Origin of the sequence: Streptomyces sp. NPDC085946 (assembly GCF_044540485.1) — a bacterium.
GTDB lineage: Bacteria > Actinomycetota > Actinomycetes > Streptomycetales > Streptomycetaceae > Streptomyces.
Map to the genome: position 1 here is coordinate 134,908 of NZ_JBITSF010000011.1, position 20,087 is coordinate 154,994.

Here is a 20,087-nt window from a genome sequence, read left to right on the forward strand (position 1 = left end):
CCGACAACACACAGTCGATTCCCCGCGACCTGATCCGAACGACAGCCCCTAGCGCGCCCGGTGCCCGAAGCGCCTCCGCGCGGACCGGCGGCGACCGTGCCGGAGGCTCCGGATCGCGGTGGCTCCTCCCTGTCGGCGCCGCGCGGTCCGATCCGGAAGCCGGCGCCGAGCGGCGCGCGCCGGGCGGTACGGACCGGACGGGCCCGAGCCGTGCGACAGCGGGTGCCGGACCTCGACGTGCCGTGTGCCGTTCGCGGCGGACGCGGGCCGGTGGCGGGCGACCGGTGCGCGGACGTCCGGCTCTCCGCCGTCGGCCGGCAGCGAGGCGGCCGGACGGGTCGCGGTGTTCGTGACCGGCCGCACGTGGGTGACGGTGTCGCGCCGCCAGGGCCGCGTGCGCGCCGCGTCGCGGTGGCCGCCCCGCAGGTCCACCGCGTGGTGGCCGTCGGCGTCGACGGCCGGCGGCAGGCCCGCTTCGCCGCCGTGGCGCAGCCGATGCTCCACGGCGGCGCGGACGGGTTCGGACCCCGGGCCGACGGTTCCGTTCAGTTCGGTCATGCCGGCCTCGTCTAGGTCAGGATCCGGCCTACATGCCTCCTAGCGTGGTGCTCGTCCACGGAACACCGCCGACGGAGGCCGAAGACGATGACCACGACGCACAGCACTCCCGCCGCCGCCCCGGCCGCGCCCGCCGCCACCGGCGAGCGCGCCGACCTCCTGGAGTCACTCGCCCGCCAGCGGTACTTCCTGCGCTTCACCACCCGCGACCTGACCGACGAGCAGGCCGGGTTGCGGACCACCGCCGGCGAACTGTGCCTGGGCGGGCTCGTCAAGCACGTCACCTCGGTCGAACGGGGCTGGGTGAAGTTCATCCTGCGAGGCCCCTCGGCGCTCGGCGACTTCACCCGCATGACCGAGGCCGACTGGGCCCGGCGGGCCGACGAGTTCCGCATGCTGCCCGGCGAGACGCTCGCCGCGGTACTGGAGAAGTACGCCGAAGTGGCCCGCCGCACCGACGAGTTGATCGGCACGCTGCCCGACCTGGACCTGACCTGGCCGCTGCCCCCGGCTCCCTGGCACGAGCCCGGCACGTGCTGGTCCGCACGCCGGGTCCTGCTGCACCTCATCGGTGAGACGGCCCAGCACGCCGGTCACGCCGACATCCTCCGCGAGTCCCTGGACGGCGCCAAGACCATGGGGTGAGCGGGGCGTGCGCCGGGCCGCCCGGGCGTCACCGCGGCAGTGCGGCGGTGACGCAGTGCGGCGACGAACGCGTGGGCGGTGAGCCGGAGTCCGTGCCGGCGTCGCGCACCGCGGGGGCCGCGGGCGGGCGTTCGGGCCGTGCCGCCGCCGGGACGACGTCGGCGGTGCGGCCCGTGCGGCGGACCCCGGAGCCGCCGTCGGAGCGCGCGGTGGCACGGCGGCCGCGCGGGGCGGGTGAGGGCGGCCGAAGGGGCCGTGGTCACGCCCCTGGGGCACAGGCGGGCGGCGAGGGGCGGACCCGGTCGGCCCGTCGAAGAACAGGGGCCTGACTGCCGTGCGGGGTCGGGCAGTTGACGCGCGGGCCGAGCCCCGGCCCCGGCACGGCGGCCGGTCGGCCACGGCCCGTGCCCGCCGGCCCACGTGCCGGTCAGCGGGGTGAACACGTGCGCTACATTGCCTTGCCTTGACCGCGATCACTCACGATCTCTCACGCTACGGAGTCGGCAATCCCATGAGCGACATCGTCAACGGACTCGGCCGGGCCACCGCTTACGGCGCCCTGGGCCTGGTCCTGCTGGTCCTCGGTATCGTCCTGGTCGACGTGCTGACGCCCGGAAAGCTCGGCCGGCAGATCTGGGAGCAGCGCAACCGCAACGCCGCGCTCGTGCTCAGCTCCTCGCTGCTCGGCATCGGCGGCATCGTGTTCACGTCGATCTGGACGACGTACGAGGACTTCGGCAAGGGGCTGGTGTCCACCGCGGCGTTCGGGCTGCTGGGCCTGGTGATGATGGCCCTGGCGTTCCTCGTGGTGGACCTGATCACGCCGGGGCGGCTGGGCGCGACGCTGGTCGACCCGGAGCCCCACCCGGCGGTGTGGGTGACGGCGTCGTGCAACCTCGCCGTGTCCGCGGTCGTCTCGGCTTCCATCGCCTGACGCGGGCGGCTCGCCGGAAGCCCGGCCCGGGAGGTTCCCCGGAGCCGTGCCCCCGGAGGTTCGTCGACACGCGGCCGGGACGGGCCCAGGGGGACCGTCCCGGCCGCGTCGTCCGGCCCGGCGTCCTCCTCAGGCGAGTTCGACGAGCAGGTCGCCGCCCTCGACCTGCTGGATCCGGTTGATGGCCAGCCTGGCCACGGTGCCGGACTTCGGAGCGGTGATCGCGGCCTCCATCTTCATCGCCTCGATGGTGGCCACCGTGGCACCGGCCTCCACCTGGTCGCCCTCGGCGACCGCGAGGGTCACCACGCCGCCGAACGGCGCCGCGACGTGGTTCGGGTCGGTCCGGTCGGCCTTCTCGGTGACCGGGACGTCGGAGGCCGCCGCCCGGTCGCGGATCTGGATCGGGCGCAGCTGGCCGTTCAGGGACGACATCACCGTCCGCATGCCGCGCTCGTCGGCCTCGCCGACGGCCTGCAGCTCGATGAGCAGCCGCACACCGGGTTCCAGGTCGACGGCGTACTCCTTGCCGGGGCGCAGCCCGTAGAAGAAGTCCTTGCTGTCCAGCACGCTGGTGTCGCCGTAGGACTGGCGGTGGGTCTCGAACTCGCGCGTCGGCGCGGGGAACAGCAGCCGGTTGAGCGTGGCGCGCCGGTCCTTGGCCAGGCCGGTGCGGTCGTCCGCGGTCAGCTCCTGCACGGGCTTGGGTTCGGCGCGGCCCCGCAGCGCCTTGCTGCGCAGCGGCTCGGGCCAGCCGCCGGGCGGGGTGCCCAGCTCGCCGCGCAGGAAGCCGATGACGGAGTCGGGGATGTCGTAGCGGTCCGGTGCCGCCTCGAAGTCCCGCGGGGCGACGCCCGCGCCCACGAGGTGCAGCGCCAGGTCGCCGACGACCTTCGAGGAGGGCGTCACCTTCACCAGGCGGCCGAGCATCCGGTCGGCGGCGGCGTACATCGCCTCGATGTCCTCGAAGCGGTCGCCGAGGCCCAGCGCGATGGCCTGGGTGCGCAGGTTGGACAGCTGCCCGCCGGGGATCTCGTGGTGGTAGACGCGGCCGGTCGGCGAGGCCAGGCCCGCCTCGAAGGGCGCGTAGACCTTGCGGACGCTCTCCCAGTACGGCTCCAGGTCTCCGACGGCCTGCAGGCTCAGGCCGGTGGGACGGTCGGAGTGGTCGGTGGCGGCCACGATCGCCGACAGGGACGGCTGCGAGGTGGTGCCCGCCATGGACGCCACCGCCCCGTCCACGGCGTCCGCGCCGGCCTGGATCGCGGCGAGGTAGGTGGCGAGCTGGCCGCCGGCGGTGTCGTGGGTGTGCAGGTGGATCGGCAGGTCGAACTCGCGGCGCAGCGCCGACACCAGCTTCGCCGCGGCCGGGGCGCGCAGCAGGCCCGCCATGTCCTTGACGGCCAGCACGTGGGCGCCCGCGGCGACGATCCGCTCGGCCAGGCGCAGGTAGTAGTCGAGGGTGTAGAGCCGCTCGGCGGGGTCGGACAGGTCGGAGGTGTAGCACAGGGCGACCTCGGCGATCGCCGTTCCGGTCTCCCGTACGGCGTCGATGGCCGGCCGCATCTGGTCGACGTCGTTGAGGGCGTCGAAGATGCGGAAGATGTCGATGCCGGTGGCCGCCGCCTCCTGGACGAAGGCGTCGGTGACCTCGGTCGGGTACGGGGTGTAGCCGACGGTGTTGCGGCCGCGCAGCAGCATCTGCAGGCAGAGGTTGGGCACGGCCTCGCGCAGGGCGGCCAGCCGCTCCCACGGGTCCTCGGCGAGGAAGCGCAGGGCGACGTCGTAGGTGGCGCCTCCCCAGCACTCCAGCGACAGCAGCTCGGGCAGGGTGCGGGCCACCAGCGGGGCGACGGCGAGCATGTCCTTGGTGCGGACCCGGGTGGCGAGCAGCGACTGGTGGGCGTCGCGGAAGGTGGTGTCGGTGACGCCGACGGTCGGGGAGGCGCGCAGCCAGCGGGCGAAGCCCTCCGGGCCGAGTTCGACGAGCCGCTGCCGGGAGCCGGCCGGGGGCTCGCCGGCGGGCAGCGGCGGCAGCTTGGTCAGCGGGTCGACGAGGTCGGGGCGCTCGCCGTGCGGCTTGTTCACCGTGACGTCGGCGAGGTAGGTCAGCAGTTTGGTGCCGCGGTCGGCGGAGTGCCGGGCGGTCAGCAGGTGCGGGCGCTGCTCGATGAACGACGTGGTGACCCGGCCGGCCCGGAAGTCCGGGTCGTCCAGGACCGCCTGGAGGAACGGGATGTTCGTGGCGACGCCGCGGATGCGGAACTCGGCCACGGCACGCCGGGCGCGGCCCACCGCGGCGGTGAAGTCCCGTCCCCGGCAGGTGAGTTTGACCAGCATGGAGTCGAAGTGGGCGCTGATCTCGGTACCGGCGTGGGTGGTGCCGCCGTCGAGGCGGATGCCGGAGCCGCCGGGCGAACGGTAGGCGCTGATGCGGCCGGTGTCCGGGCGGAAGCCGTTGGCGGGGTCCTCGGTGGTGATGCGGCACTGGAGGGCGGCGCCGCGCAGGGTGACGGTGTCCTGGGACAGGCCGAGGTCGGCCAGCGTCTCGCCGGCGGCGATCCGCAGCTGCGCCTGCACGAGGTCGACGTCGGTGACCTCCTCGGTCACGGTGTGCTCGACCTGGATGCGCGGGTTCATCTCGATGAAGACGTGGTTGCCGTCGCGGTCGAGGAGGAACTCGACGGTGCCGGCGTTGCGGTAGCCGATCTGCCGGGCGAAGCGCACGGCGTCGGCGCAGATCCGGTCGCGCAGCGCGGGGTCGAGGTTGGGCGCGGGCGCGAGTTCGATGACCTTCTGGTGGCGGCGCTGCACCGAGCAGTCCCGCTCGAACAGGTGGATGACCTCGCCCCGGCCGTCGGCGAGGATCTGCACCTCGATGTGACGGGGTTCGACGACGGCCTTCTCCAGGAAGACGGTGGGGTCGCCGAACGCGGACGCCGCCTCGCGGGAGGCCGCCTCGATGGACTCCCGCAGCTGGGCGGGGTCCTCGACGCGGCGCATGCCGCGTCCGCCGCCGCCCGCGACCGCCTTGACGAACACCGGGAACCCGATGGCGTCGGCGGCGCGGACGAGTTCGTCGACGTCGGTCGAGGGGGCGGAGGAGCCCAGCACCGGGACGCCGGCCTCGCGGGCCGCGGCCACGGCGCGCGCCTTGTTCCCGGTCAGCTCGAGGATCTGCGCGCTCGGTCCGACGAACGTGATGTCCGCCTCCTCGCACGCCCGGGCGAGGTCGGGGTTCTCCGACAGGAAGCCGTACCCCGGGTAGACGGCGTCCGCTCCCGCCCGGCGTGCCGCGCGGACGATCTCCTCCACCGAGAGGTAGGCCCGCACCGGGTGGCCCGGCGCGCCGATCTCATAGGCCTCGTCCGCCTTGAGCCGGTGCAGCGAGTTGCGGTCCTCGTACGGGAAGACGGCGACGGTTCGCGCGCCCAGCTCGTAGCCGGCGCGGAACGCGCGAATCGCGATCTCACCCCGGTTGGCGACCAGCACCTTGCGGAACATTCTTGATCCCTTCAGCCCGCCGGTAGGGAGGTCCCATGGTGTCGGGGGCGGCCCGTTCACGCCATGTGAGCCGGGCCACTCACGGCGTGCCGTACGGGGTCCCGGCGTCACGGCGGGTGCTCCGCCGACCGGCCGCGGGGGGCGGGGCGACGGGCGGCGGCGCCGCCGGGGGCCGCCGCCGCGGGGATAACGGGACGCGTCGGGGGAACACGGACGTGGCCCGCGGACCGTGGAGCCGCGCCCGCACGGCACCGTCACGGCGCACGCCGCCGGTCACCACACGCCATTCGTCACAAGGGGAAGACATGCCGGTACGCCCATGGCCCTCGGGGCCGGAGACCCGTGCGCGGGGCAAGGTGCTGGCAGGCCGGTACCGACTGGACGGCGTCCTGGGACGGGGCGGTGCCGCCGACGTCCACGAGGGGTACGACCTGCGGCTCCGGCGCCCGGTGGCGGTCAAGGTGTTCCGGGCGAACAGCGACACGCAGACGGAGGAGCGCTTCACCGAGGAGGCCGTCCTGCTGGCCCGGCTGCGGCACCCCGGGCTCGTCACCGTGTACGACGTGGGACGGGAGAAGGGGGTGCCCTTCCTGGTCATGGACCTCATCAAGGGCCCGACCCTGCGCCGGCGCATCGCCGACGGCCCCCTGCGCCCCGCCGAGGCCGCCGCGATCGGCGCGGCCCTGGCCGGGACGCTCGCCCACGTGCACGCCGCCGGGGTGGTCCACCGGGACGTCAAACCCTCCAACGTCCTGATGACGGAGGCCGGTTCCCCGCACCTCACCGACTTCGGGATCTCGCGGCTGATCGACAGCACCGCCCACACCGCCACCGGCGCCCTGGTGGGCACCGCGGCCTATCTGGCTCCCGAGCAGGTCCTGGGCCGTCAGGTCGGACCGGCCGCCGACGTCTACGCCCTCGGCCTGACCCTGCTGGAGTGCCTCAAGGGCGAACTGGAATACGACGGCGCCCCGTTGGAGGCGGCGATCGCACGGCTGCACCGCCCGCCGGTGATCCCCGCGTCCCTCGGGGACGAGCTCGCCGGTCTGCTCACGGCCATGACCGCCCTGGACGAGGACGCCCGTCCCGACGCCGGGACGTGCGCCGGGGTCCTGGCGTCCCTCGGCACCGGGGGGACGGCCTCCGTGGTCGCGGCCGGGCCGTACCCCGGCCCGGTGGAACGGGACCGTGCCGCGGTGCCGCTCGCCGGGCACTCCGGCGCGGACGGCACCTCGGTGACGCTGCGGGGGGCCTCCGCCGCCCGGCGGCGCAACCGGCGCGCCCTGGCGACCGTCGGCACCGCGCTGGCCGCCCTGCTCGGCACCGCCCTGACCGGTTCCCTCGGCGATCTCCCCGGGCACGGCACCGACACCGCCTCGGGCGCCGGCGGACACCGGCCGGCCGCTCCCGTCGCCGAGCCGTCGGAGGAGGGAGCGGGGTCGGCCGTCGAGGACCGGCCCGGGCCGAGCCCGACCGCCCCCGTCACCTCCGCGGCCCCGTCCTCCTCCGCGGCCCCGTCCTCCTCCGCTCCCCGGGCGACCGGCCCGGCCTCCGCGCGCGTCGCCGGGGACCCCGTGCGGGACGTGCGCGGGCAGCAGGCCGAGCAGGGGAAGGACCAGGCGCGGACCGAGCCGGGGAGCCCGGGTGAGCAGGACACCGCCAAGGGCGGGCAGGACACCGCCAAGGGCAAGAAGGCGAAGGGGCAGGAGCAGGGCCAGGGGCAGGAGCAGGGCCAGGAGCAGGAGCAGGGCCAGGGGCAGAAGGCGCGCTGAGCCGTCCACGGCCCCTGCCGCGCCCACCGCGCCGCGCCACGCCCCGCTCGCCGACGGCACCCGGCACCCGGCCGACCCCGTTGGAGCCGCATCCCGCGCACCGCGCCGCGCCTCACCGCACCGCGCCGTACCCCTCCGAGGTGCCGCCCGAGGCGCCGCCCCGCCGATCATCCGTGCCGCAGTCGCTCATCTGAGAGGCCTGCGCCACATGGTGCGATCTTCGGGCGTGTTCGAGCCGAGAAAGGGCACTCGACATGCGCGGATCGGTCTCCGCCCGGGCCACGAGGGCCGCGAGCCGCGGCGACCGGTCGCAGGACAGCGCAAAGGGGAGACACCGTGACGGTGCGTATCGGGGCAGAAGAAGAATTCCACGTGCTGGACGTGGAGAGCGGGCGGCTGGTGCCACGGGCCCGCGCCGTACTGGACCGGCTGGACAGACCCGGGTTCACCACCGAGCTCCAGCAGTCGGTCGTCGAACGCAACAGCGGGGTGCACGACACCCTGGACGGCCTCCACGCGGACCTGGCGGAGGCCAGGCGCCGGCTGGACGCGGCGGCCTCCTCCCTCGGCCTCGCGGCGGTCGCGGCCGGCACGGTCCCGCTGGCCCGGGTCAGCTCCCGGGACGTCACCGCCGACGCCCGCTACCGCCACATGGTCGACGAGTACCGCAAGGTCGCCGACGAGCAGCTGATCTGCAGCGCCCAGGTGCACGTCGACGTACCGGACCGGGACACGGCCGTCCGCGCCATGTGCCGGGTCTCCCCCTGGCTGCCGCCGCTGCTGGCCCTGTCCGCCAGTTCGCCGTTCTGGCTGGGCGCGGACACCGGGTACGCCAGCTGGCGCACCATGCTCTGGCAGCGCTGGCCCACCGCGGGCCCGGCCGGCTGCTACGCGAGCGCCGCGGAGTACGACGCCGGCATCGAGGAGCTGATCCGCTCCGGTGTCATCAGCGACGCCGGGATGGTCTACCACGACGTACGGCCCTCCGCCCACCAGCGGACCCTGGAGCTGCGGATCTGCGACGCCTGCCCCCGGGTGGAGACGGTCGTGCTGATCGCCGGGCTCTTCCGCGCGCTGGTGCGCGACGCGTGCGAGGGGCTGGTGCGGTCGGACGAGCCGCGCTGCGACGGGCACCACGACTGGCTGCGGGCCGCCGCCTGGCGCGCCGCCCGCTCCGGCCTGGAGGGCACCCTGGTGGATCCGGTGACCCGGCGGGCGGAACCGGCCCCCGTGGTGCTGCGCCGCATGCGCGACCGGCTGCGCCCGGCGCTGGAGGCGTCCGGCGACTGGGACACCGTGTCCGCGCTGCTGGAGGAGGCCCTGGCCGCCGGCAGCGCCGCGCACCGGCTGCGGACCGCGGCCTCGGCCGAGGACCTGCTCGCGAGTGTCGACCTGATGGTCGCCGAGACCCGGGGCGGGCGCGCCGGACGCGCCGCCCGGACCGTCCGGCGGCCGGCCGCCCCCACCGGGGCCGGCGACGACCGGCCGTTCCTGCACAGCACGGCGGCCGGCGGCCCGCTCGGCTGAGAGCGCCCGTCGTGCCGCCTCCCCCCTCACCGCGTACGGCCCCGGCGGCCCGCCCGACGGGCAGGCGCCGTACCGGTCCCGCCGCCGTCCCGGTCGCCGACCGCGGCCCCGGTTCCCGCGGCGGCCGAACACCCGGCTATGTGATCAAGGAGAGTTCCACCGTCATGTCCAGCACGCCCACGTCACCGTCCCCTTCCGCCGCGCCGCCGCGCGCGGCGGCCTCCGTGCGGCTGTTCCCGCGCCCCGCGGGCACGGCGGGAAGGAGGTCCGCCTGATGTGCGGTCTCAGCGGCGAGATCCGCTTCGACGGCGGGCGGCCCGACATGGCGGCGGTCGAGCGCATGACCGACCGGCTCGCCCCGAGGGGCCCCGACGGCCGGGGGCTGTGGTCCCAGGGACCGGTCGCCCTCGGTCACCGCAGGCTGAAGATCATCGACCTGTCGGACAGCGGCGCCCAGCCCATGGCCGATCCGCACGCCCGTCTGACCGGTGTCTTCAACGGCTGCATCTACAACTACCGCGAGCTCCGCGACGAGCTGCTCGGACGCGGTCACCGGTTCTTCTCCGACTCCGACACCGAGGTCGTCCTCAAGGCGTACCAGGAGTGGGGCACGGACTGCGTCGACCACTTCTACGGCATGTTCGCCTTCGTCGTCGTCGAGCAGGACACCGGCCGGGTGGTCCTGGCCCGCGACCGCCTCGGCATCAAGCCGCTGTACCTCACGCAGACCGCGGAGCGGCTCCGGTTCGCCTCCTCGCTGCCGGCGCTGCTGGCGGGCGGCGGCGTCGACACCTCGCTCGACCCGGTCGCGCTGCACCACTACCTGAGCTGGCACGCCACCGTGCCCGCGCCGCGCACCGTGCTGAGCGGCGTGCGCAAGCTCCCGCCGGCCACCGTCCGGGTGATCGAGCCGGACGGCAGCCACCGGGACCACTGCTACTGGCAGCCCTCCTACACCCGCCGGCCCGAGCACGCGGGCCTGAGCGCGGAGGACTGGACGGACGCCGTGCTGGAGGCGCTGCGCAAGGCCGTGCGCCGCCGCATGGTCGCCGACGTGCCGGTCGGCGTGCTGCTGTCGGGAGGTCTCGACTCCAGTCTCATCGTGGCCCTGCTGGCCGAGGAGGGGCAGGAGGACCTGGCCACCTTCAGCGTCGGCTTCGAGTCCGAGGGCGACGAGGAGGGCGACGAGTTCCGGTACTCGGACCTGGTGGCGCGGCACTTCGGCACCGACCACCACCAGCTGATGGTCCCCTCCGACCGGGTCTCCCAGGCGCTGGACGGGGCGGTCATGGCCATGAGCGAGCCCATGATGAGCCACGACGTGGTCGCCTTCCACCTGCTGTCCGAGCAGGTCGCCAAGGAGGTCAAGGTCGTCCAGAGCGGCCAGGGCGCCGACGAGGTGTTCGCCGGCTACCACTGGTACCCGGCCATGGCCGGGGTGCCCCGGCAGCGCGCCGCCGAGGCGTACGTCGACGCCTACTTCGACCGGCCGCACGCCGAGCTCGCCCGGATCCTGCGGCCCGGTCTGCTGACGGACACGGACGTCTCCGGGGAGTTCGTCCGCGCGCACATGGCGATGCCGGGCGCCGAGAGCGCGCTCGACGCGGACCTGCGGCTCGACACCCACGTGCTGATGGCCGACGACCCGGTCAAGCGGGTCGACAACATGACCATGGACTGGGGTCTGGAGGCCCGGGTGCCGTTCCTCGACCACGAGCTGGTCGAGCTGGCCGCGGCCTGCCCGCCCGACCTGAAGCTGGCGGACGGCGGCAAGGGCGTGCTGAAGGCCGCCGGGCGCAAGGTCCTGCCGCGGGAGGTCGTCGACCGGCCCAAGGGGTACTTCCCGGTGCCGGCGATCAAGCACATGGCCGGTCCGGTGCTGGAACGGGTCCGCGCGGCCCTCACCGCCCCGGAGGCCAAGGAGCGCGGTGTCTTCCGCGAGGAGTACGTGGCCGAACTGCTCGCCGCGCCCAACGCGCACCGCACCCATCGCGGGGCGAACACGCTGTGGCAGGTAGCTTTGCTGGAGATATGGCTGCAGACGCACGGGATCAAGTGACCGGTCGGGGAGCTCCGGGCCCGTCGGCGCCGGCCGGGCGGGGCCCGGCCCGGACGCCGGACGCGCGCACGGCGGACGCACGGACGGCGGGGCCCGCGGAGCCGGGCCTCCGGGCCTCGTCGCCCGCGGAGGCCGGGCTCCAGGCTCCACCGCCCGCGCAGGCCGGACTGCGGACCTCACCGTCCGCCGAGCCCTGGGCCGCCTGGCCCACCGCCACCGCCCAGGGCCCCGCGACCGCCCTGACCGGCACCGGCACCGGCCCCGACGCCGCGGCCGCCGGACCGGGCGGCGACGCCCCGGGCCTGGTGCGGGACTTCGGGGGCGGCGGCACCGCGGAGCCCGCGGCGCCGCCGCCGAGGCCCGCGCCCGCGCTCGTCGTCCTCCCGGACAGCGCGGCGGTCCTCGACGACTCCCAGCTCCTGACCACGCACGGCTGCTGGTACCCGTCGGTGGACCCCACCGGCCGGTACGCCGCCTTCATCTGCGACCGGGGCGGTGTGCCGCAGCTGTGGACCGGGCCGGTCGACGGCGACGAGGTGCACCTGCTGGACGCCGACCGGGACCCGGTCACCGAGGTGTCCTGGTCCCCCGACGGCCGGTGGATCGCCTACACCACCGCGCCGGGCGGCGGGGAGCTCACCCGCGTCCTGTGCGTGCGTCCCGACGGCACCGGGCGGCGTGTCCTGGCGGGGGCCGAGCCGGGCAGCTCGGCGCACCTGGGCCGCTGGCGGCACGACGGCTCGGCCCTCGCGGTGACGGTCGCCGAGCCGTCCCCGGTCACGGACCCCGCCGAACCGGAGGCCGGTCCCGCGTGGGCCGACACGGGCGGTCACCCGCCCGGCTGGGCCAGCCGGGACGGCCGGGCCGTGCTGCTGGGCGGGGCACCGGCCGGCGCGCGGCCGCGTCCCCACGCCGTCGTGGACGGCACCGGCACGGCCCCGGGCGGCGACCGGGCGGCCCTCGACGAGCCGGTGCCGCTGACGCTGTCGGCCTACCTCGTCGACCCGGAGGGCGTCTCCGCGCCCGTGTTCCTGGCCAGTGAGCGCGGCGCGGCCACCCTCCGGGTGTGCGACCTCAGCCGGGACGGCCGGCTCGCCCTGCTGCGGCGGGGCCCCCGGGGCCGCCGCGAGGCACTCGTCGTCCGCACGGACGACCTGCGGGTGACGTGCGCGCTGCGGGTGGCCGACGGCGATCCCTGGATCGGCGGGTTCGCGCCGGACGGCCGCACCCTGTGGCTGCGCAGCGACGAGGGCCGCGAGCACGCCGCCCTGGTCGCGCTCCGGCTCGGCCCGCGGGGCGAGCGCCTGGACCTCACCGTGGCCGCCGAGCGCGCGGACTGCGGCCTCGAACTGCTCGCCCTGGACCGCACCGGGCACCGCGCCCTGCTCTCCTGGAACGTCCGCGGAGCCAGCGACCTGCGGATCGCCGCCCTCGACACCGCCCGGGGCGGCACGGCGGACGGCGTCCCGCCCCGGCACCTGGAGCTGCCGCACGAGGTCGTCACCCGCGTGGTGCCCACCGCCGACCCGGACAGCCCGGTCGTGGCGCTGTCCGGGTCGCAGCGCCGCCCCGGCGTGTGGTGGCTGCCGGGCGGCACGGCCCTGCGCACCCCGTGGTCCTCCCGCGACGAGGACGTCGTGGCCCCCGGCAGCCACCCTCCCGTCCGGCCCGTGCCCCTGCGGCCGGTGGCCCGCGACGGGCTCCACCTGGGCGGCTGGTACTACCGGGCGCCGGGCCGCTCGCCCGGCGAGCCCGCCCCCTGCGTCGTCCACCTGCACGGCGGGCCGGAGGAGCAGGAACGCCCGGTGTTCGACCCGCTGTACCACGAGCTGCTCGGCCGCGGTCTGGACGTCTTCGCCCCGGACGTGCGCGGCTCGTCCGGCTACGGGCGTTCCTTCGTCGACGCGGACCTGGGCACGGGCCGCTTCGCCGCCCTGGACGACGTCGCCGACTGCGCGGCCCACGCGGTGCTGGCCGGACTGGCCGATCCGCGCCGGCTGGCCGTGATGGGCCGCTCGTACGGCGGCTATCTGGTGATGGCCTCCCTGGTGTGGCACCCGGAGCTGTTCCGCACCGGCGTGGCGGTGTGCGGCATGTCGGACTTCGCGACCTTCTTCGCCGGCACCCAGCCGTGGATCGCGCAGTCGGCGGCCCACAAGTACGGGCATCCCGAGCGCGACCGCGACCTGCTGCACGCGCTGTCACCGATGGGCCGGATCGACGCCCTGCGCGCCCCGGTGCTGGCCGTGCACGGCGAGCACGACACCAACGTGCCGCCGGGCGAGTCCGAGCAGTTCGTCCGGGCGGCCCGGGAGCGCGGGCTGGAGGCGGAGCTCCTGGTCCTGCGCGACGAGGGCCACGACTTCCGCCGCGCGGACAACCGCCGTCTCTTCCGCCGCGCCGCCGCGGACTGGATCCAGCGCCACCTGAGGGGCTGACCCCCGGAGGGCGCCCCCCGGGGGTCAGCCCGGCCGGGTCACCTGGACGGCGAGGTCGTTGTCGACGGTGTAGTAGGGGCGCAGGACGGCGCCGCCGGCGCGGGCGGCCGGGCAGACGAACACCGCCTTGCGGTCCGCCAGGTCGTCGAGCAGCCGGCCGACCCTGACCGGCGGCGCGTCGGCCGCGGGCCGGACGAACACGTCCCAGACGTGGTCCGCGGCGGTTCCGGCCCGGAGCAGGTCCTCGTGGCCGACGGTGAACCGGAAGCCGCGGTGATCGGCGTCGGGCACCGGCCGGACGCCGTGCTCGACGCCGCCGCTCCCCCGCAGCCGCAGGCGTACGGAGGCCCCGTCGCCGAGGGCGGCGCCGTGCAGCCGCGCCGTGACCGTCGTGGCCCGGTCCGTGACGTCGATACGGCCGGCCTCCGCGTGGACGGTGCGCAGCCACGCCCGCAGTGCGAGGAAGCCGTCCTTCGTGGCGTAGGGGATGCGCACCGCGACCGGGGACGGGCGGTCCAGGCGGTCTCCGTCGACCAGGGCCCGCAGGTCGCGCAGGCCGGGGCGGAGCCGTTCGCGCGCGGCGTCCGGGTCGCGCAGCAGGTACACGTCCCAGCGGCCCTCCGCGAGCGCGGGCCGCGGTGCGAGCACCGCCTGCCACGGGCCGTCGCCGGTGGCCTCCAGGTCGAGCGGCAGCAGTGTCGTCTCCGGTTGTCCCTTCCCGGGCCGCAGCCGCAGCAGCAGCCGGGGGCGGGTGGCGTCCGGCGGCGGCCGGAGGCGGAAGGTGATCCGGCCGTCGGGGTCGGCGGTGCAGTGGAGGCGGGGGTCGAAGCCGTCGCGGGGGCTCGTCGTCATCGTCGTTCCTTCGCTTTCCGTACCGAGCGCAGCACGCCCGCGGCGGCGGCCTGGGCGAGGTCGCGGGCGGCGAAGCCCCGGCTCACCAGGGCCCCGGGCACGCCGGCGGCCTCGGGGACGGGCCGGTGCCCGCCGCTCCTCGCCGCGAGCGCCTCGGTGAAGAGGCTCTCGGCCCGGGCCACCACGGGGGCCGGGCCGAAGCGCCGCGCGTTCTCCAGGGCCGCGCGTCCCATGCGGCGGCGCCGTCCGTCGTCGCGGACGAGGTCGAGCAGGGCGGCGGCCAGTGCGTCGCGGTCCCCGACCGGGACCAGCCGTCCGTCCACGCCGTCCGCGATGATCTCGCCGGGCCCGTGGGGGCAGTCGGTGCTCACCACCGGCAGTCCGCAGCGCATGGCCTCGACGATCGTCATGCCGAACGGCTCGAAGTCCGACGTGGCCGCGCCGATCGAGCCCTTCACCCATTCGGCCTCCATGGGGGCCGCCGCTCCCATGAGGAACGCGTGGCCGCTGAGGCCGAGCCGCTCGATCAGGGCACGGAGCCGGTCGTGCTCCTCGCCCTTGCCGTAGATCCGCAGCCGCCAGTCGGGGTGCTCGGCGGCGACCGCCGCGAACGCCTCGATGAGCAGGTCGTAACGTTTCACCCGGACCAGCCGGCCGGCCGCCACGACCAGCTTGGCGGTGCCGTCGGCGGGCGGCAGCACCGGGTCCGGGACGCTGTTCGGGAGCGCCGCGACCCGGACGCCGGGCAGCCGCATCTTGCGCCGGTAGGCGGCGGCGTCGGCCTCCGTGACGGTGGTGAGCACGTCCAGCCGGCGGTAGGCCCGGCGCAGGGCGGTGCGCAGCGCCGGCGGGTGGTTGTCGAGGGTGAGGTGCTCCTGGCCGACGCGGGCGACGTGCGGCGGGGCCTGGAGGGCGAGGTGCACGTTGAGCCCGGGCCGGGTGCCGACGACCACGTCCGCCTCGGTCGTCCCCAGGCACTCGGCGATCCGCCGGTCGGTCAGCTCGCTGTACTGGTGGTAGCGGTACTCCGCGGCGGGGAACACCCGTGCCGGCCGGGCGTGCAGGTCGTGGTCCTTCTCCCGGCGCAGGTCCACCAGCGGCCGAAGTCTCACCCTGGAGTCGAGGGTGAGGTTGGGGTGCTCCCGATGGCGTAACACGGAGACGATCTCCACGTCGTGCCGCTCGGCCAGCGCCCCGGCCAGGTTGAAGGTCGTGGTGATGGTCCCCCCGATGCCGTAGGCGTTGTGTATCAGGAAAGAGATCCTCATGGTGGACCAGACGGCCCCGGGCGCGCGGCAGTTGTCCGTCGTTACCACTTCGTGGCCGTGATCGGAAGGGTTCCGGCGTGAACGGCGGGCGACGCCCGGGTCCCGCGGTGCGTGCCGGGCCGGTGGTCCCCGTCCCGCGTGGTCGGCCCCGCCCGGTGGTGCGACGCTGGGGTGAGAGGTGTCCAGGACCCCGGGAGGGCCGATGGGACGGGACGTCCCGGCACTGGTCTTCACCCGCGAGGACCGCCGCCGGTACCGGAGCAAGATGCAGGGGTGCCTCGACGCGTTGGCGCAGATGCTGCGCGAGGCACGGTTCGAGTCCGAGCGGCCCCAGGTGGGGCTGGAGATCGAGCTGAACCTGGTGGACGACGAGGCCGAGCCGGCGATGCGCAACAGCGACGTGCTGGAGGCGATCGCGGACCCCGCGTGGGCCACCGAGCTCGGCCGGTTCAACCTGGAGATCAACATCCCGCCCCGCCGTCTGACGGCCGGCGGCCCCGACTCCTGGGAGTCCGAGATCCGCGCCGCGCTCAACCACGCCGACGAGCGGGCCCGCTCGGTCGGCGCCCGGCTCGTCATGACCGGCATCCTCCCCACGCTGCGGCAGGAGGACGTCGGCGAGGCCGCCCTGTCGGAGAACCCCCGTTACCGGCTGCTCAACGACCAGATCTTCGCCGCCCGGGGCGAGGACCTGCACATCGAGGTCGACGGCGTCGACCGGCTGCGGACCTACGCGGACACGATCACCCCCGAGGCCGCGTGCACCAGCACCCAGTTCCACCTGCAGGTCTCGCCGGACGAGTTCGCCGCCTACTGGAACGCCGCGCAGGCCATCGCCGGCGTGCAGGTCGCGCTGGCGGCCAACTCGCCGTTCCTGTTCGGCAAGGAGCTGTGGCACGAGACCCGCATCCCGCTGTTCGAGCAGGCCACCGACACCCGGCCGCACGAGATCAAGGTGCAGGGGGTGCGGCCCCGGGTGTGGTTCGGGGAGCGGTGGATCACCAGCGTCTTCGACCTCTTCGAGGAGAACCTGCGCTACTTCCCCGCCCTGCTGCCCCTGTGCGACGACCAGGACCCCCGGGAGACCCTGGACCGCGGCGACATCCCGGAGCTCGCCGAACTCACCCTGCACAACGGCACGATCTACCGCTGGAACCGCCCGGTGTACGCCGTCGCCCACGACCGGCCCCACCTGCGGGTGGAGAACCGCGTGCTGCCCGCGGGCCCGACCGTCGCCGACACCCTCGCCAACGGCGCGTTCTACTACGGGCTGACCCGCGCCCTGGTGGAGGAGGACCGGCCGGTGTGGTCGCGGATGTCGTTCTCGGCCGCCGAGGAGAACCTGCACACCGCGGCACGGCACGGCATCGAGGCACTGCTGTACTGGCCCGGCATGGGCGAGGTGCCGGTGCCCGAACTCGTCCTGCGGCGTCTGCTGCCCCTGGCGCACCGGGGCCTGGAGCGCTCGGGCATGGACGACGCCTGGCGTGAGCCGCTGCTCGGCATCATCGAGCAGCGGTGCGTCACCGGCCGCAACGGGGCGGTCTGGCAGAAGGAGATGTTCCACCACATCGACGCCTCCAGCCGCTCCACCCGCCACGAGGCCCTGCGGCAGATGACCCGGCTGTACATCGACTACATGCACCTCAACGCCCCGGTGCACACCTGGCCGGTGGACTGACGGGGCCCGGGACGGTCTCAGCCGACGACGGGCGCCGACCCGGGGCTCGGGGTGAGGCGGGCCCGCTCGCCGTGGCCGCAGCGCACGACGCGGTCGCCGAGCCCGAGCCGGTCGGCCTCGGCCAGGAACGCGGAGAGCGGCGAGCGCATCACCGTGTAGTCGCCGTAGTGGACGGGCAGGACGAGCCGGGGCGCGAGCCGGCGGGCGAGTTCCGCTCCCTGCACGCCGTCCATGGTGACGACGAAGCCCCCGGGCAGCCGGGTGCCGCCGAGGTGGAGCACGGCCAGGTCGGCGGCCGGGAAACGGTGCGTGATCTCGTCGAGGCCGTCGTACAGCAGGGTGTCGCCCGAGACGTACAGCCGCAGGTGGACGGGGCCGCCGGCGGGACCGAACTCCAGCATGCTGCCCATCACCGGCGGCAGCAGGCCGCGCAGCACCCGGTGGCCGGCGTGCCGGCCGGGCAGGGCCGTGACCGAGACCTGTGACCCGCCGCGCGCGAGGGTGAGGGACTGCCAGGTGCGCAGCCCGGCGGTGCGGCGGAAGCCGTGCACCACCTTCAGGCGGCGCGCGGCGTGCGGGGTGGTCAGGAGGGGCACCGCGTGGTCCAGGTGGCGGCGGGCCCGGCGGTCCCAGTGGTCGCCGTGCAGGTGCGACAGGACGATCCCGTCGAGGCGGGGCAGGTCGTGCACGTCGAGGGCGGGCTCGGTCAGGCGCCGGCTCAGCAGCCCGTACCCGAGGTAGGCGTACTGCCCGCGGTGCAGGAAGTTGGGGTCGGTGAGCAGGGTGAGCCCGCCGTACCGCAGGAGGACGGTCGCGTTGCCGACGAAGTGGATGTCGAGCGTGCCGTCCGCGGAGTCGTCCGTGATCGGGGTCATGGTCGCCCGCCCTTCGACGGGGCCGGAGGGTTCCCCGTCGCGCCGGTGGTGTGCGTGGTCGTTCTCCTCCGGCGGACGGAGTACCCCGCGTCCGGACGGTCACTCCGCCGCGGCGGCGGACGGTCCGGGGACGGCCGGGCCGGTCACACGGCGCGCTCCATGCACACCAGCCGCTCCCTCTCGTCCCAGGACTCGGCGACGGTGAAACCGAGCCGCTCGTACAGGGCGATGGCGGCCGCCCGCCAGCGCCACACCGTCAGCCGCACCGTGTCGGCGCCGCTGTGCGCGGCGTGCGCGAGCGCGGCGCCGACCAGGCCGGCGGCGATGCCCCGGCCCCGGAACGCCGGGTCCGTCCAGAGCCGCTTGACCTCGCACCGCCCGCCGGCGGGGGCGGTCACCACCAGGCAGCCGACGGCGCTCCGGCCGCTCAGGGCGACCAGTACGGTGTCCCCGGCGAACGCGGTGCGCGGGTCCAGGACCTCGGCCCGGTAGCGGTCCGGCAGCGCGGCCACGTCGGACACGGCCTCGCCCTTCTCGGCCTGCGTCCGCAGGTGGTAGGCCGCCAGCAGTCCGGTCAGTCCGTCCGCCGCGGCCGGGTCCGCACCCGGCCAGCGCACGACGGCGACCTCGTGGTGATCACTCATGGGGCCAGCATCGGGCATGACGCCGGGAAAGGGCAGGTCCTGCGGCCGGGACCGGCCGCAGGGCCCGGGAAGGGGCTCGTCAGTCCAGCGGGTCGAGCGTCAGGTAGGCCTGCGCGGGGTTGCCGTCGTGGACGAGCGACTCGTGGTGGCCGACGTCGTCGAAGGCGAAGGCGTACGCCTTCCCGTCGGCCATCTGGGCGTGGATGCCGCGGGCGTAGTGGTTGGTCACGGCGTCCTGGTAGAAGGACGCCGAACCGGTGTCGGGCTGCTGGGAGTTGACCAGGAGCGTCGACCGGTTGAACCCGGCGCACAGCGTGCGGGAGATCGGGCCGCGCACCGAGTCGTTGGGCGCGTCGAGCTTCTTGAAGCAGCCGAACACGGAGGCCGAGTCGGGCTTCTGGAAGCTGGTGACCACGGCGCCCGCGCTGTTGGTGAAGTGCATGACGTCCCCGCTCACGCGGCCGTAGTACTTGACCGAGGGCTGGTCGGCGAAGGGGGTCACCGTCAGGGTGGAGGTGCTGTACTTGCTCCACACGCGGTTGATGTAGTCGTCCATCGCCGTGGCCGGGAGCGCGCCGGTCTCCAGGCCGTACAGCGGGGAGAGCGCCCGCAGCACGGTGCCGTCGGAGCGGGTCTGGATCAGGTTGGACCAGCCGCCCGGCTGTCCTCGCAGCGCGTTGAAGAACCCGCGGTACCCGCCCGGCTTGAGCCGGCCGGTGCTGGCCGTGCTGCCGTCGGCGCGCTGGACTCCCACCGCGTACGGCACGGAGAACATGTCGACCTGGGTGCTGTTGAACCACAGCCCCGCGTCGTTCAGCGTGTACTCGGCCCAGTTGAACAGGATGTTGCGGTTGGGGTCGCTGGGGTTCTGCACGGCGGGCTGCACCAGACCGCCGGTGGTCAGCTTGAAGACCAGCTTCTGCCCGTACGAGAAGTAGATGCGGCCGGACAGCTTGGGGATGCGGATGGTCGCCGACTGGCCGGCGGCCGGGCCCGGTATGGAGGCGTCGGGCGCGGGCGTCGGGGGGTTGCCGCCCGCGGGCCAGGGGTGGAAGGTGCCGCCGGCGTCGGCCCAGCCCTGCTGGCCGGTCGACAGCAGCGTGCCGACGACGTACACGTACACCGGCTCGCCGCGGCCCGAGTTGTTGCTGATCTTCAGGGGGATGGTCGCGGGGACCGCGGCCCGGGCGGTCGAGGTCAAACCCGTCGCGAGCAGTAAGGCCGCCAGCATCACGACGGTCGTCAGCCCTGCCAGGGCCCGGCGCGGGAGAGTGCGCCCCATGCTCTGCCTCCGTTCTGACTGTGGGGGTCGGGCAGTATGAGAGCGCTC

Annotated in this window: 14 protein-coding genes; 7 read left to right on the plus strand and 7 right to left on the minus strand. The window is 75.1% G+C overall.

Annotation, left to right across the window (positions count from 1 at the left end; genetic code table 11):
• Positions 1-48: 48 nt before the first annotated feature.
• Positions 49-558, minus strand: coding sequence for a serine hydrolase (locus ACIF8T_RS22745; RefSeq protein WP_400037789.1), 510 nt, complete (start codon positions 556-558; stop codon positions 49-51).
• Positions 559-645: 87 nt separating this feature from the next.
• Here ACIF8T_RS22745 and ACIF8T_RS22750 point away from each other — a divergent pair, with 87 nt between their 5' ends.
• Both ACIF8T_RS22750 and ACIF8T_RS22755 read left to right on the plus strand, forming a co-directional pair.
• Positions 646-1,203 carry a DinB family protein gene (locus ACIF8T_RS22750; RefSeq protein ID WP_400037791.1) on the plus strand — a complete coding sequence of 186 codons (558 nt, stop codon included), beginning with the start codon at positions 646-648 and terminating at the stop codon, positions 1,201-1,203.
• Positions 1,204-1,714: 511 nt separating this feature from the next.
• On the plus strand, positions 1,715-2,137 hold the full coding sequence (locus tag ACIF8T_RS22755) for a DUF350 domain-containing protein (protein WP_400037793.1): 423 nt from the start codon (positions 1,715-1,717) through the stop codon (positions 2,135-2,137).
• Positions 2,138-2,266: 129 nt separating this feature from the next.
• On the opposite strand, the gene ACIF8T_RS22760 is transcribed toward ACIF8T_RS22755, so the two are convergent.
• Positions 2,267-5,641, minus strand: coding sequence for a pyruvate carboxylase (locus ACIF8T_RS22760; RefSeq protein ID WP_400037795.1), 3,375 nt, complete (start codon positions 5,639-5,641; stop codon positions 2,267-2,269).
• Positions 5,642-5,946: 305 nt separating this feature from the next.
• Here ACIF8T_RS22760 and ACIF8T_RS22765 point away from each other — a divergent pair, with 305 nt between their 5' ends.
• The 4 genes from ACIF8T_RS22765 to ACIF8T_RS22780 all read left to right on the plus strand — a co-directional run bounded on the left by ACIF8T_RS22765 (position 5,947) and on the right by ACIF8T_RS22780 (position 13,437).
• Positions 5,947-7,413: a serine/threonine-protein kinase gene (locus tag ACIF8T_RS22765; protein WP_400037797.1), complete on the plus strand. Its 1,467-nt coding sequence runs from the start codon at positions 5,947-5,949 to the stop codon at positions 7,411-7,413.
• Positions 7,414-7,749: 336 nt separating this feature from the next.
• A complete protein-coding gene (locus ACIF8T_RS22770; protein ID WP_400037799.1) occupies positions 7,750-8,940 on the plus strand; it encodes a glutamate--cysteine ligase in 1,191 nt (396 codons plus the stop codon).
• A 274-nt stretch (positions 8,941-9,214) separates the two neighbouring features.
• The gene (locus ACIF8T_RS22775) at positions 9,215-10,999 is read left to right on the plus strand and encodes an N-acetylglutaminylglutamine amidotransferase (RefSeq protein WP_400037801.1); all 1,785 of its coding nucleotides are present in this window, start codon (positions 9,215-9,217) and stop codon (positions 10,997-10,999) included.
• A complete protein-coding gene (locus ACIF8T_RS22780) occupies positions 10,972-13,437 on the plus strand; it encodes a prolyl oligopeptidase family serine peptidase (RefSeq protein WP_400037803.1) in 2,466 nt (821 codons plus the stop codon). The genes ACIF8T_RS22775 and ACIF8T_RS22780 overlap by 28 nt, the downstream gene beginning before the upstream one ends.
• Positions 13,438-13,461: 24 nt before the next feature.
• On the opposite strand, the gene ACIF8T_RS22785 is transcribed toward ACIF8T_RS22780, so the two are convergent.
• Together ACIF8T_RS22785 and ACIF8T_RS22790 are read right to left on the minus strand one after the other, a co-directional pair.
• Positions 13,462-14,289, minus strand: coding sequence for a transferase (locus tag ACIF8T_RS22785; protein ID WP_400037805.1), 828 nt, complete (start codon positions 14,287-14,289; stop codon positions 13,462-13,464).
• On the minus strand, positions 14,286-15,557 hold the full coding sequence (locus ACIF8T_RS22790; RefSeq protein ID WP_400037807.1) for a glycosyltransferase: 1,272 nt from the start codon (positions 15,555-15,557) through the stop codon (positions 14,286-14,288). The genes ACIF8T_RS22785 and ACIF8T_RS22790 overlap by 4 nt, the downstream gene beginning before the upstream one ends.
• A 202-nt stretch (positions 15,558-15,759) precedes the next feature.
• Between ACIF8T_RS22790 and ACIF8T_RS22795 the strand changes: the two genes are divergently transcribed.
• A complete protein-coding gene (locus tag ACIF8T_RS22795) occupies positions 15,760-17,238 on the plus strand; it encodes a glutamate-cysteine ligase family protein (protein WP_400037809.1) in 1,479 nt (492 codons plus the stop codon).
• 17 nt (positions 17,239-17,255) lie between these two features.
• Here ACIF8T_RS22795 and ACIF8T_RS22800 read toward each other — a convergent pair whose 3' ends face one another.
• From ACIF8T_RS22800 to ACIF8T_RS22810, 3 genes are all read right to left on the minus strand, one after another.
• Complete coding sequence (locus tag ACIF8T_RS22800; protein WP_400037811.1) at positions 17,256-18,113, minus strand: MBL fold metallo-hydrolase; 858 nt, start codon at positions 18,111-18,113, stop codon at positions 17,256-17,258.
• A 143-nt stretch (positions 18,114-18,256) separates the two neighbouring features.
• Positions 18,257-18,757 (minus strand): GNAT family N-acetyltransferase, encoded by a 501-nt coding sequence (locus ACIF8T_RS22805; protein WP_400037812.1) that lies wholly within the window; start codon positions 18,755-18,757, stop codon positions 18,257-18,259.
• A 79-nt stretch (positions 18,758-18,836) separates the two neighbouring features.
• Positions 18,837-20,039 (minus strand): glycoside hydrolase family 64 protein, encoded by a 1,203-nt coding sequence (locus ACIF8T_RS22810; RefSeq protein ID WP_400037814.1) that lies wholly within the window; start codon positions 20,037-20,039, stop codon positions 18,837-18,839.
• Positions 20,040-20,087 lie beyond the last annotated feature (48 nt).